The sequence below is a fragment of the Cupriavidus sp. 10L45 genome, from assembly GCF_056395225.1.
This window is the reverse complement of record NZ_JBFTJC010000002.1, coordinates 349,830-361,776: the sequence shown is the minus strand read 5'-3', so window position 1 is coordinate 361,776 and position 11,947 is coordinate 349,830. Positions and strand designations below refer to the sequence as shown.

Sequence of the window (11,947 nt, the reverse complement as noted above, 5' to 3'; positions counted from 1 at the left end):
AGAGGCATGTCAAACTGCACTCAAAGTCATCCACTGACAAGAATAGCGCCTAAACTGCCATAGGAAATCGAAAAGATGATTGCGTCGAGCGGCGCTCGACGTTCCTCAAACGCCACTTCCGCAACCATGCGACCCTTCGATTCTGCGGCTCGGCCGCTCAAAGTGACGGGAAGACTGCTTTTGCGTGTTGGTGCGTTCGGCCTGCTGGCCGCGCTCGCCGGTTGCAACGCAGTGCTTTTTTCGCCATCTGGCGAGTTGGCCGTGCGCCAGCGCGACCTCATCATCATCGCCACCCTGCTGATGCTGCTGATCATCGTTCCGGTGATCATCCTGACGCTGCTGTTCGCCTGGCGGTACCGGGAGAACGCCAACAATCCCCACTACAACCCTGACTGGGACCACTCCACCGTGCTGGAGCTGGCCATCTGGGCCGCGCCGCTGCTGATCATCATCGCGCTGGGCGCCGTGACCTGGGTGAGTACCCACCAGCTCGATCCCTACCGCCCCCTCACCTTCATCGACGGCAAACGCGCCGTCACGCCTGACACCAAGCCGCTGGTCGTGGAAGTGGTGGCGATGGACTGGAAATGGCTGTTCCTCTACCCCGAGCAGGGCATCGCCACGGTCAACGAGATGGCCGCGCCGGTGGACCGGCCCATCGCGTTCAAGATCACGGCCACCTCGGTGATGAACACGTTCTTCGTGCCCTCGCTGGCGGGCATGGTCTATGCGATGCCCGGCATGGAGACCAAGCTGCACGCCGTCATCAACAAGGCCGGCGTCTATGATGGACTCTCGGGCAACTACAGCGGCGAAGGGTTCTCGCACATGCGCTTCAAGTTCCACGGGCTGTCAGACGGCGATTTCGACAAATGGGTGCAGCAGGTGAAATCGGGCGGCACCGCGCTCTCCAAAGATGCCTACGCGAAGCTGGCCGAGCCGAGCGAGCGCGTGCCGGTGCAGCGCTATGCCAGCGTCGAGCCCGATTTGTACAAGCAGATCCTGAACCGCTGCGTGCTAGGGGGAACCTGCATGGCGGACACGATGGCGCTGGACCGCAGCCGCGGCAAGTTCGACCCGTCCACCTATGTCTGCACGGCCGGCAATACGGCTGGCGGCGCGGCGGGCGAGGCGTCCATGTTCGCCTCGGAACCCGCGCTGAACGACGGCAGGCGCTTGCTGCGGTAGACGAAGCGCCGCCGGACTCGTAATCTTTCGCCAATACTCAGCGGCCTGCTGGCCCAGGTGACACAACATGCCCGAGCGTTCCGATCTCGCCTCGCCGATCTTTGGCCGCCTCTCCTGGGAGGCCATTCCGCTCCATGAACCGATCCTGCTGGCGACGTTCGCCGTGGTGGCGCTCGGGGGCCTCGCCCTCGTCGGCGCGCTGACCTACTACCGGGTCTGGGGCTACCTGTGGCGCGAGTGGTTCACCAGCATCGACCACAAGAAGATCGGCATCATGTACGTGATCCTGGGCATCGTGATGCTGCTGCGCGGCTTTGCCGACGCGATCATGATGCGCATCCAGCAGGCCGTCGCGTTCGGCGACAACCTCGGCTACCTGCCCCCGCACCACTACGACCAGATCTTCACCGCGCACGGCGTGATCATGATCTTCTTCGTGGCGATGCCACTGGTCACCGGGCTGATGAACTTCGTCGTGCCGCTGCAGATCGGCGCGCGCGACGTGGCGTTCCCGTTCCTGAACAACTTCAGCTTCTGGATGACCGTGGGCGGCGCGATACTGGTGATGATGTCGCTGTTCGTGGGCGAGTTCGCGCGCACCGGCTGGCTGGCCTATCCACCGCTGTCCGGCATCCTGCACAGTCCGGACGTGGGCGTGGACTACTACATATGGTCCCTGGAGGTGGCCGGGGTCGGCACATTGTTATCGGGGATCAACCTGCTCGTCACCATCGTCAAGATGCGCGCGCCGGGCATGACGCTGATGCGCATGCCGATCTTCACCTGGACCTCGCTGTGCACCAACGTGCTGATCATCGCCGCGTTCCCCGTGCTGACCGCCGCCATCACCATGCTGGCGCTGGACCGCTACGTCGGCACGAACTTCTTCACGGCGGACCAGGGCGGCAGCGCCATGATGTACGTGAACCTGATCTGGATCTGGGGCCACCCCGAGGTCTACATCCTGGTCCTGCCCGTGTTCGGCGTGTATTCCGAGGTGGTAGCCACCTTCGCGCGCAAGCGGCTGTTCGGCTATGCGTCGATGGTGTACGCCACGGTGGTGATCACGGTGCTCTCCTACCTGGTGTGGCTGCACCACTTCTTCACGATGGGATCGGGCGCCAGCGTCAATTCGTTCTTCGGGATCACGACGATGATCATCTCGATCCCAACCGGCGCCAAGATCTTCAACTGGCTGTTCACGATGTACCACGGGCGCATCAAGTTCGAGGTGCCGATGCTGTGGACCGTCGGCTTCATGGTCACCTTCGTGATCGGCGGCATGACCGGCGTGCTGCTGGCGGTGCCGCCCGCTGACTTCCTGCTCCACAACAGCCTGTTCCTGATTGCCCACTTCCACAACGTGATCATCGGCGGCGTGCTGTTCGGGCTGATGGCCGGCATCACCTACTGGTTCCCGAAGGCCTTTGGCTACAAGCTCGACCCGTTCTGGGGCAAGTGCTCGTTCTGGTTCTGGCTGGTCGGGTTCTACGTGGCGTTCATGCCGCTGTACTGGCTGGGCTTCCTCGGCGTGACGCGCCGCATGAACCATTTCGACGATCCGTCGCTGCAGCCGTGGTTCCAGATCGCCGCGCTGGGTGCGCTGCTGATCGCGCTCGGCATCGGCTGCTTCATCATCCAGCTGGTGGTCAGCTTCATGCGCCGCGAGCAGCTGCGCGACACCACGGGCGACCCGTGGAACGGCCGCACGCTCGAATGGTCCACTTCGTCGCCGCCGCCGCAGTACAACTTCGCGTTCACGCCGATGGTCCACGACGCCGACGCCTGGTGGCAGATGAAGCAGCTGGGCTACCAGCGCCCCGACCAGGGCTTCATCCCCATTCACATGCCGAAGAACACCGCCGCCGGGATCGTGCTGGCGGGCCTGAGCACCCTGTGCGGCTTCGCCCTGATCTGGCACATCTGGTGGCTCGTGGTGGTGTCCTTCGCGGCGACGATCATCTCCGCCATCGTCCATACCTTCAACTACAAGCGCGATTACTACATTCCGGCCGATGACGTGGTCCGGACCGAAGCGACGCGCACCCAACTGCTCGCGACCCATGGTTGAATCGACGATGCCCCTCTCGCACGGCGGCCCGGGCACCCACCCGGCCGCGCCGCTCGACCACAACTACCAGTTCTACGTCAAGGAAGAGGTCCACGCGGAGAACGGCACGCTGCTCGGGTTCTGGCTCTACCTGATGAGCGACTGCCTGGTCTTCGCGTGCCTGTTCGCCTGCTACGGCGTGCTCGGGCGGGAATACGCGGGCGGCCCCACCGGGGCGGAGCTGTTCGAGCTGCCGCTGGTGGCCCTGAACACCACCTTCCTGCTGCTGTCGTCGATCACCTACGGCTTCGCCATGCTGCAGATGCAGGTGCGGCGCAAGGCCGGCACGCTGATCTGGCTGGCCATCACGGGCGTATTCGGCCTGGCCTTCCTGTTCGTGGAGCTGTACGAGTTCGCGCACCTGATCCACGAAGGCGCGGGGCCGCAGCGCAGCGCTTTCCTGACGTCGTTCTTCGCACTGGTCGGCACGCACGGGCTGCACGTGACGTTCGGCATCATCTGGCTGGTCGTGCTGATGTTCCAGGTCAGCCGGCACGGGCTGATCACCGCCAACAAGCGTCGGCTGATGTGCCTGTCGATGTTCTGGCACTTTCTGGACGTCGTGTGGATCGGCGTCTTTACCTTCGTCTACCTGATGGGAACGCTGCAATGAGCGTGCACGACAACACCCTCGGCGACCACGCGGACGCGCATGGTCATGGTCACGAAGAAGAGATCGGGCCGCACGCCACGCTGGGCGGCTACCTGACCGGCTTCGTGCTGTCGGTCTTCCTGACCGCGATTCCGTTCTGGCTGGTGATGGGCGACGTGTTCGACAACACTTCGACCACGGCCGTGGTGATCCTGCTGCTCGGCGCAGTGCAGATCGTCGTCCACATGATTTTCTTCCTGCACATGAACGCGCACTCGGAAGGCGGCTGGAACATGCTGTCCCTGATCTTCACGCTGGTGCTCGTGGTCATCACGCTCACCGGCTCGCTCTGGGTGATGTTCCACCTGAACAGCAACATGATGCCGTCGATGCAGCATTCGGAGAAGCTGCCGGGCCCGGGCGGCATCACGCCGCCCAAGGCCCCTTGATACTTCTGATACTCCTGCTGCCGCTCAGGTGTCCACTTAGGCGGCCAGGCGGAAGGTAGACACGGCTTCCTTCAGGCGCTGGGCCTGCTCTTCGAGCGAGCCCGCCGCCGCAGCGGCCTGCTCCACCAGCGCCGCGTTCTGCTGCGTCACGGTGTCCATCTGCGTGACCGCCAGGTTCACCTGCTCGATACCGGCGCTCTGCTCGGCCGAGGCCGCGCTGATTTCCCCCATGATGTCCGTCACACGCTTCACGGCGCTGACGATCTGCTCCATGGTCTCGCCGGCGCGCGCCACCAGTTGCGAGCCGCGCTCCACACGATCCGCCGAATCCCCGATCAGCGACTTGATTTCCTTGGCCGCCGTGGCCGAACGCTGCGCCAGGCTGCGCACCTCGCCCGCCACCACCGCGAAGCCGCGGCCCTGCTCGCCGGCACGGGCCGCTTCCACGGCCGCGTTCAGCGCCAGGATGTTGGTCTGGAAGGCGATGCCCTCGATGACCGAGATGATGTCCACCACCTTGCGCGAGGACACGTTGATCTCGTCCATCGTGTGGACCACCTGCCCCACCACGTCGCCACCCTGCGTCGCCACTTCCGACGCATTCACGGCCAGCGCGCTGGCCTGCTTGGCGCTGTCGGCGTTCTGGCGGACGATGCTGGTCAGCTCCTCCATGCTGGAGGCCGTTTCCTGCAGCGACGACGCCTGCTCTTCGGTACGCTGCGAGAGGTCCGTGTTGCCGGCCGCGATCTGGCTCGTGCCCGTGGCAATCGCCTCGGTGCCGTAGCGCACTTCGGTGACGATGCCGAGGATGTTGTCGTTCATCTCGCGCAGCGCTTCGAGCAGCTGGCCGGTCTCGTCGTGGCTATCCACCTCGATCTGGCTGGTCAGGTCGCCCGCCGCCACGGTGCGCGCAAAGCCCACCGCACGGTGCAGCGGGCGCGTGATGCCGATGGTCAGCCACCACGCAAACGCCACGCCAATACCCAGCGCCACCACGCCCAGCGTGATCAGGCCGTTACGCGCGCTGCGGTAGATGCCGTTGATTTCCTCGGCCGTGCTGTCGATGGCCGCGCGCTGGATGTCCAGCAACTTCTGAATCTCACCCAGGTAGGCATCGCCGGCCGGCACGAATTCGGTCTCGAGGACCTTGTTCGCCTCGTCGGTCTGCCCGTCCTTCTTGAGCTTGGTGATCTTGTCGCGCGAGTCGTTGTACGGGTTGCGCACAACAAGAATGCGCTGGAACGCCGCCTTCTCGGCCTCGGACGTCATGACCGGGTCGAGCTTCTCGCGCAGCTTGGCGATCGCCTCGACCGAATACTTGGTCTCGGCCGCGAAGAAGGTGCCGAGCGAGGGGTCGGCGCTACGCGCCACGGCGGTCGTGCGGCGCACGCTCGCGTACATCAGCCGGTACCAGTCACTGACCAGCCGTTCCTTGGCCAGCGGCTGCTGCATCATTTCGTGCGTGCGGCCGGCCACTTCCTGGAGGCGCAGCACGCCCACCACGGTCATGAGGGTGGATAGCATCAAGACCACGCCAAAGCCAATGCCAAGGCGAACACCAATACCAAGATTCTTCATTTCTTCTACCTGATTGCACACTGGTGGGTGACCGTGCGCGCCCGCATGGCGCCCGGCCGCTCTCTCTCCGGTGCCCCGTCGCGCGAATGAACGCACGACCGGACATTGGATGGCTTAACGGCATCGGGTAGCAGAAGCTTGAGAAATTTCTCAGGGAAAACGCGCATTGCGGACGTTGCCCGCCCGTGGGCAGAGGACATCCCACATCGCGGAACGCAGCGCGGTCCTGTCGGGTTCTAGCGCGGCTGGGCCGCGACCGAGGTCCGGCTGAAGGCGTACGGCACCAGCGCCAGCGCTACCAGTACGGCCGCCGTGAGAAAAATCGCGCCGTAGGTATCGCCTTCCGCCCATTGGCGCGTGTGGCCGACATTGGCGATCAGCCCGAAGCCCCAAGAGGTCAGCGCGGAACCAAGGAAGACAAAGGTATTGAGCACGCCCAGCCCGCGCCCGCGCGACGGCGCCGGAATCAGCGCGCGGCCCTGGGCCATGACCAGCGGATGCAACATGCCGATGGTCGACACCAGCGCCATCAGGCCCACGCCGGACACGATCCCGCTGTCCGGCCAGGCCCACAGCAGCAGCCCGCCCACCATCGACAGGGCGCCCCAGCCGAAGATGGTCGCCTTCAGGGACGTGCCGCGCACCAGCACCGGCAGCAGGAAGGCGGTCAGGAAGCCCGCCAGGCTCAACAGCGTCAGCGCCACGCCGCGCGTGCCCGCGTTGAGATGGTAGACATCGGCCAGATACGGCCCGCTCCAGGCATTCCGGAACGCCGTGCCGGCGGCCATCGCCACGCACATCGGAATCAGCAGCCACAGCGAGCCCATGCCGAGCAGCCGCGCGCTATCGGTCAGCATCGCGCCCATCGGCACATTGCGTGCCTCGGCGTGGCCTTCGTCGCGCACCACGCGCCAGACGCCGTAGCAGACGGCCGCCATGCAAATGGCCGAGAGCCCCATCGCCGGCCGCCAGCCCACATGCTGCGAGGCCCAGCCCAGCGGGGCCGTGGCGCACAGCGCGCCAACCATCCCCAGCGCGTTGGATCGGCTGACCACGCGCATGTACTGTTTTTCCGAGAGTTGCTCGGACGCGTAGTGGAGCAACCCCATGAAGACCGGCGCGCAGGCCAGACCGAGGCCCATCTGGGCGAGCATGGCGACCGTGGCGTTGGGCGCCGCCGCGAACGCGACGCCGGACACCGCGCCCACGCCGAGCAGCCACGCCGTGGGGCGGCCCACGCCGAAACGGTCGAACGCCAGCCCGACCGGAATCTGCGCCACCGCGAAAGCCAGGAAAAAGCACGACGACAGGGCCCCGTAGCCCGCGGGCGACAGTTGGAAGTCGTGCTGGAGTTCAGGCGCGATCACCGCGAGGCAGCTGCGATAGAACTGGCTCAGGATGAAGGCGAACGTGAGAAACGTGATGCCGCGCCGGGTCGTGGCGTCGGGGGTCGTGTTGGGGCTTTCCTCGGGGAAAGTCGAAATATGAGGGCGATGCAACGCGATGACTCGTGGCTGTCGGGGGGCAGCCGGCCATTTTACGCGCGCGGTTCGCTCGGTATTCGCAGGAATGCAATAAATCGTGCGAACTACGGCACGCCATTCCGCCTGGCGAAACCTGGAGAGCAGCCTAAGGCCTCGGCGCCCTGGACATCAGCGGGCCGAGCGGCCGCCGTAGAACGTTCCCGTGCGCGGATTGGAGATATGGTACGCCTGGCTGATCGCCCAGCGTTGCGCGGCCAGAAAGGCTTCCGGCTCACGTTGTGTCCAGGCGCTGACCATCAGCGGCGAGGCGTCTTCCTCGGTGTTAGGGTAGACGGCCGCCCGGTGCACCGCCGCCCTGTCGGGCGATCCGGGAATCGTCGTGGTTCGAATCGTGACTTGCATCAACGCAGTTCCTAGAGCCCAGATGCCGAAAATTATGCGCGGATCGGCGTGACATTGCCATGACCACGTGATGACAGCCACGCGCACATGTATGGTGCACGCCCCATTGGTGGGGACTGCCGCGCCGGCGCTGGCTTTGCGGGTGGTGTGGCGCCGTGTTGACGTGGTGCGCGCGCCACGCCGACGCCATCCTGGTGTGGCCCGGGCGGCTACAATGCGCCTGCGCCGCATCCGGGCCCATTCGGCCCGCTCATCCCGCCTCCACCGCTTTATGCCGTTTTATGCCAATTCCTGACCGGGTTTTCCTGCTCGGCCCGCTGCTGAAGGGGGTGTCCCGCTCGTTCTACCTGACGCTGCGCATCCTGCCCGCCGGCATGCGCGACCCCGTGGGGCTCGCCTACCTGCTGGCCCGCGCGGCGGACACCATCGCCGATACCGCGCTGATTCCCCCGCCGCAGCGGCTGGACCTGCTGCTGGGGCTGCGCGCCCGCGTGAACGGTGCCGATGACGGGGGCGAACTGGTCCGCCGGCTGGCCGCCGAGGTCGCCGGCCAGCAAAGCCTGTCGGACGAAAAGGTGCTGCTGGAGTCGATCGGCCCGGCGCTAGACGTGCTCGACCAGTTGCCCGAGGCCGACCGCACCGCCGTGCGCGGCATCGTGACCACGCTGACCGAAGGCATGGAATTCGACCTGCGCACCTTCCCGGACGAAGGCTCCCGGCAGGTCGCGGCACTGGCCACCATGACCGATCTCGACCGGTATACCTATCTGGTGGCCGGCTGCGTGGGCGAGTTCTGGACCACGATGACCTACCGGCATCAGCCGGGCACGCTGCAGGCGCCGGCCGAACTGATGCTGCGCCGGGGCGTGCGCTTCGGCAAGGCGCTGCAGATGGTCAACGTGCTGCGCGACTGCGGCAAGGACCTGCGCATCGGGCGCTGCTACCTGCCGACTGAGTTGCTGGACCGGCACGGGCTGTCGTCGGCGGATCTGCTGGACCCGGCCAACAGCCGCCGTGCCCGGCCGATGCTGGCGGAGGGCGTGCGCGTAGCGCTCGACCATTTCCGCGAAGCCATCGCCTACACGCTGGCCATCCCGCGCACGGCCGTGCGGCTGCGGCTGGCCTGCATCTGGCCGATCCTGATCGGGCTGGAAACGCTGCTGTTGCTGGTGGACAACGACGCCTGGCTCGATCCGGCGCGCGTCTCCAAAGTCCCGCGCGGCAAGGTCTACCAGGTGCTGGCGGGCAGTCTTCCGTGCGTGATGATCGATACTGCGCTGCGGGGCTGGATGGAAGGGCTGGTCTCGCGCATCGAGGCTCGTCTGGCCTGAGGGTCGACGTCCCGCCAAAAAACAAACGGCCCGCACTCGGCGGGCCGTTTTCATCTGACGTGCAAGCCGTTACTTCGCGGCTTCGGCCGGCGCCTTCTTGGGCGCCTTGGTGGACTTCTTCGTGGTGCTCTTGGTGTCGGTCAGCGCCGACCCCGTGCTCTTGGCACCCTGGGTGTACGGATCGAACTTGTCGCCAGCGCGCGCGGTATCAGGTACGTAGCCATCCTTGTTGGTGGCACGAGCCGGATCCGGCACATAGCCGTCCTTGTTCGTGGTCCGCATGTTGTAGTCGTAGCGATCGGCGGGATTCGCCGGACCTGCCGCGAGCACGACGCCCGGAACCAACGTTGCAATGGCCAATACCATGGTGATCGACTTCATCGATGCCTCCTGACGGAATGTGGAAGATCGCGCGTCCAGGACGCACGTGCCAAGGTTAAGCCTATCCCGATGGACGCCAAAGCGCCATGGCATTCGCACGTGAATTGTTGTAAAGCACTGGCGCGGCGCAGCAAGGGCGCGAGCGCCCTCACGGCCACCGCCGCCCGCTTTTTGACCGCTTTTTGCCCCCTTATTGGGCAGTCCAGCCGCCGTCCGCCGCCCAGGCGGCGCCACGCACTTCGTCGCCCAGCGGCGAGCACAGCATCGCCACGATCCCGCCCAACTGGCGCGGCGTGACGAACTGCCCGGACGGCTGCTTGTCCGCCAGCAGCCGGGCCTGCGCCGCCTCGGCCGAGATGCCATCCCGCGCCGCGATGTCCGCGATCTGCTGCGCCACCAGCGGCGTCAGCACGAAGCCCGGGCAGATCGCATTGCACGTGACGCCGGTACCGGCCGTCTCGAGCGCGGTGACCTTGGTCAGGCCCACCAGCCCGTGCTTGGCCGCCACGTAGGCCGACTTGCCCGCCGAGCCCACCAGCCCGTGCACGGACGCGATATTGACGATGCGACCCCAGTTCCGTGCACGCATGCCGGGCAGCGCGTGGCGGATCGTATGGAAGCTGGAGGTCAGGTTGATGGCGAGGATGTCGTCCCACTTCTCCGCCGGGAACGCCTCCACTGGTGCCACGTGCTGGATGCCAGCGTTGTTCACCAGCACATCCACGCCGCCAAAGCGCGCCTGCGCCGCGGCCACCATCGCCGCGATCTCGTCGGGCTTGCGCATGTCGGCCGGATGGTGGATGGCCTGCACGCCGGTTGCCGCGAGGCTGGCCAGCGCGGCGTCCACATCGCCGAAACCGTTCAGGACGATATTGGCGCCAGCCTCGGCCAGCGCCTGTGCAATGCCCAGCCCGATGCCGCTCGTCGAGCCGGTCACCAGGGCGGTCTTGCCTTGCAAATGGGTCAGATTGTTCATGATCGCGCCTCGCTCAGACCAGGCCGGTCATGTAGTACACCGCGATGACGAAGAACACCGCCAGCGTCTTGATCACGGTGATGGCGAAGATATCGCGGTACGACTCGCGGTGCGTGAGGCCCGTAACCGCCAGCAGCGTGATCACGGCGCCGTTGTGCGGCAGCGTGTCCATGCCGCCGCTGGCCATCGACACCACGCGGTGCAGCACTTCCAGCGGAATCTGGGCGGCCTGCGCACCATGGATGAAGGCGTCGGACATTGCAGCCAGCGCGATGCTCATGCCGCCCGAGGCCGAGCCGGTGATACCGGCCAGTGTGCTGACCGAGATGGCCGCGTTGACCAGCGGGTTGGGAATGCTGCGCAGCGCATCGCTAACCACGAGGAAACCCGGCAGCGCGGCGATCACACCGCCGAAGCCGTACTCCGATGCCGTGTTCATCGATGCCAGCAGCGCGCCCCCGACGGCGCCCTTGGTGCCTTCGGCAAAACGCTCCCGCACGGCGCCGAACGCGGTGACGAGCACCACCACGATGCCCAGCAGCAGCGCGCCCTCGACCGCCCAGATGGCCGTGACGCTCGCCACCTTGGTCTCGATCGGCTTGGCCAGGCCCGGCAGCGACACGCTGTTGGCCGGCCCATACCAGAGCGGGATCATCCGCGTCAGCCAGAAATTCGACACACCCACCACGAGCAGCGGCAGGATGGCCAGCAGCGGCGGCGGCAGCTTGCCGCCTTCCACGCGCTGCGGCTCGTTGAGCAGGTTGGTGCCGTAGCCCTCCCCCCGCGCAGCAGCCGAACGGCGGCGCCACTCGAGGTAGCTCAGGCCCACCGCGATGATGAACAGCGAGCCGATCACGCCGAGGATCGGGGCGGCCCACGCCGTGGTGTTGAAGAAGTTCGACGGGATGATGTTCTGGATCTGCGGCGTGCCCGGCAGCGAATCCATCGTGAACGAGAACGCGCCCAGCGCGATCGCCCCCGGCATCAGCCGCTTGGGGATGTTGCTCTGGCGATAGAGTTCGGCCGCGAACGGGTAGACGGCGAAGACCACCACGAACAGCGACACGCCGCCATAGGTCAGCAACGCGCAGACCGCCACGATCACTGCATTGGCCCGCGAGCGCCCGATATAGCGGATGGCCGCGGCGACGATGGACTCGGAAAAGCCGGACAGTTCGATCACCTTGCCGAACACCGCGCCGAGCAGGAACACCGGGAAATAGAGCTTCACGAACCCGACCATCTTCTCCATGAAGATGCCCGTGAACACCGGCGCCACGGCGGACGGATCGGTCAACAGTACGGCGCCAAGCGCCGCCAGGGGTGCAAACAGGATGACGCTGTAGCCGCGATAGGCGGCAAACATCAGGAACGCCAGGGCGGCGATCACCACGACAAAAGACATGAGGTCTCCAGAATTTGTTCTTGAACCGACGCTGCTGAGCGGCCATGGAAG

Annotated in this window: 11 protein-coding genes; 5 read left to right on the top strand and 6 right to left on the bottom strand. The window is 65.8% G+C overall.

Annotated features, from left to right (window positions below):
* Nucleotides 1–126: 126 nt before the first annotated feature.
* The 4 genes from cyoA to cyoD all read left to right on the top strand — a co-directional run bounded on the left by cyoA (nucleotide 127) and on the right by cyoD (nucleotide 4,339).
* A complete protein-coding gene (gene cyoA / locus AC1DFU_RS05090) occupies nucleotides 127–1,188 on the top strand; it encodes a ubiquinol oxidase subunit II (protein WP_441591291.1) in 1,062 nt (353 codons plus the stop codon).
* A 67-nt stretch (nucleotides 1,189–1,255) separates the two neighbouring features.
* Nucleotides 1,256–3,259: a cytochrome o ubiquinol oxidase subunit I gene (gene cyoB / locus AC1DFU_RS05085; protein ID WP_092293756.1), complete on the top strand. Its 2,004-nt coding sequence runs from the start codon at nucleotides 1,256–1,258 to the stop codon at nucleotides 3,257–3,259.
* Nucleotides 3,252–3,911, top strand: a complete 660-nt coding sequence (gene cyoC / locus AC1DFU_RS05080) for a cytochrome o ubiquinol oxidase subunit III (RefSeq protein ID WP_092293758.1) — start codon at nucleotides 3,252–3,254, stop codon at nucleotides 3,909–3,911. The genes cyoB and cyoC overlap by 8 nt, the downstream gene beginning before the upstream one ends.
* On the top strand, nucleotides 3,908–4,339 hold the full coding sequence (cyoD, locus tag AC1DFU_RS05075) for a cytochrome o ubiquinol oxidase subunit IV (protein ID WP_441591290.1): 432 nt from the start codon (nucleotides 3,908–3,910) through the stop codon (nucleotides 4,337–4,339). The genes cyoC and cyoD overlap by 4 nt, the downstream gene beginning before the upstream one ends.
* A gap of 36 nt (nucleotides 4,340–4,375) precedes the next feature.
* Here the strand turns inward: cyoD and AC1DFU_RS05070 are convergent, their stop codons facing one another.
* From AC1DFU_RS05070 to AC1DFU_RS05060, 3 genes are all read right to left on the bottom strand, one after another.
* A complete protein-coding gene (locus AC1DFU_RS05070; RefSeq protein WP_092293761.1) occupies nucleotides 4,376–5,917 on the bottom strand; it encodes a methyl-accepting chemotaxis protein in 1,542 nt (513 codons plus the stop codon).
* 236 nt (nucleotides 5,918–6,153) lie between these two features.
* Nucleotides 6,154–7,416, bottom strand: coding sequence for an MFS transporter (locus tag AC1DFU_RS05065; RefSeq protein WP_441591289.1), 1,263 nt, complete (start codon nucleotides 7,414–7,416; stop codon nucleotides 6,154–6,156).
* A gap of 153 nt (nucleotides 7,417–7,569) precedes the next feature.
* A complete protein-coding gene (locus tag AC1DFU_RS05060; RefSeq protein WP_092293765.1) occupies nucleotides 7,570–7,803 on the bottom strand; it encodes a CDP-diacylglycerol pyrophosphatase in 234 nt (77 codons plus the stop codon).
* A gap of 281 nt (nucleotides 7,804–8,084) precedes the next feature.
* Between AC1DFU_RS05060 and AC1DFU_RS05055 the strand changes: the two genes are divergently transcribed.
* On the top strand, nucleotides 8,085–9,134 hold the full coding sequence (locus AC1DFU_RS05055) for a phytoene/squalene synthase family protein (protein WP_441591288.1): 1,050 nt from the start codon (nucleotides 8,085–8,087) through the stop codon (nucleotides 9,132–9,134).
* A 69-nt stretch (nucleotides 9,135–9,203) separates the two neighbouring features.
* On the opposite strand, the gene AC1DFU_RS05050 is transcribed toward AC1DFU_RS05055, so the two are convergent.
* From AC1DFU_RS05050 to AC1DFU_RS05040, 3 genes are all read right to left on the bottom strand, one after another.
* Entirely contained in the window at nucleotides 9,204–9,515 is a 312-nt protein-coding gene (locus tag AC1DFU_RS05050; RefSeq protein ID WP_092293769.1) for a hypothetical protein, read from the bottom strand.
* A 190-nt stretch (nucleotides 9,516–9,705) separates the two neighbouring features.
* Complete coding sequence (locus AC1DFU_RS05045) at nucleotides 9,706–10,482, bottom strand: 3-hydroxybutyrate dehydrogenase (protein ID WP_441591372.1); 777 nt, start codon at nucleotides 10,480–10,482, stop codon at nucleotides 9,706–9,708.
* A 22-nt stretch (nucleotides 10,483–10,504) separates the two neighbouring features.
* A complete protein-coding gene (locus tag AC1DFU_RS05040; RefSeq protein WP_092293773.1) occupies nucleotides 10,505–11,896 on the bottom strand; it encodes a GntP family permease in 1,392 nt (463 codons plus the stop codon).
* Nucleotides 11,897–11,947 lie beyond the last annotated feature (51 nt).

What these genes read in the sequence shown, in the direction of transcription:
- cyoD (WP_441591290.1), top strand. Translation starts at nt 3,908, where the DNA reads ATGAGCGTGCACGACAACACCCTCGGCGACCACGCGGACGCGCATGGT.
- AC1DFU_RS05040 (WP_092293773.1), bottom strand. Translation starts at nt 11,896, where the DNA reads ATGTCTTTTGTCGTGGTGATCGCCGCCCTGGCGTTCCTGATGTTTGCC.
- AC1DFU_RS05060 (WP_092293765.1), bottom strand. Translation starts at nt 7,803, where the DNA reads ATGCAAGTCACGATTCGAACCACGACGATTCCCGGATCGCCCGACAGG.
- AC1DFU_RS05050 (WP_092293769.1), bottom strand. Translation starts at nt 9,515, where the DNA reads ATGAAGTCGATCACCATGGTATTGGCCATTGCAACGTTGGTTCCGGGC.
- AC1DFU_RS05070 (WP_092293761.1), bottom strand. Translation starts at nt 5,917, where the DNA reads ATGAAGAATCTTGGTATTGGTGTTCGCCTTGGCATTGGCTTTGGCGTG.
- cyoC (WP_092293758.1), top strand. Translation starts at nt 3,252, where the DNA reads ATGGTTGAATCGACGATGCCCCTCTCGCACGGCGGCCCGGGCACCCAC.
- cyoB (WP_092293756.1), top strand. Translation starts at nt 1,256, where the DNA reads ATGCCCGAGCGTTCCGATCTCGCCTCGCCGATCTTTGGCCGCCTCTCC.
- cyoA (WP_441591291.1), top strand. Translation starts at nt 127, where the DNA reads ATGCGACCCTTCGATTCTGCGGCTCGGCCGCTCAAAGTGACGGGAAGA.
- AC1DFU_RS05055 (WP_441591288.1), top strand. Translation starts at nt 8,085, where the DNA reads ATGCCAATTCCTGACCGGGTTTTCCTGCTCGGCCCGCTGCTGAAGGGG.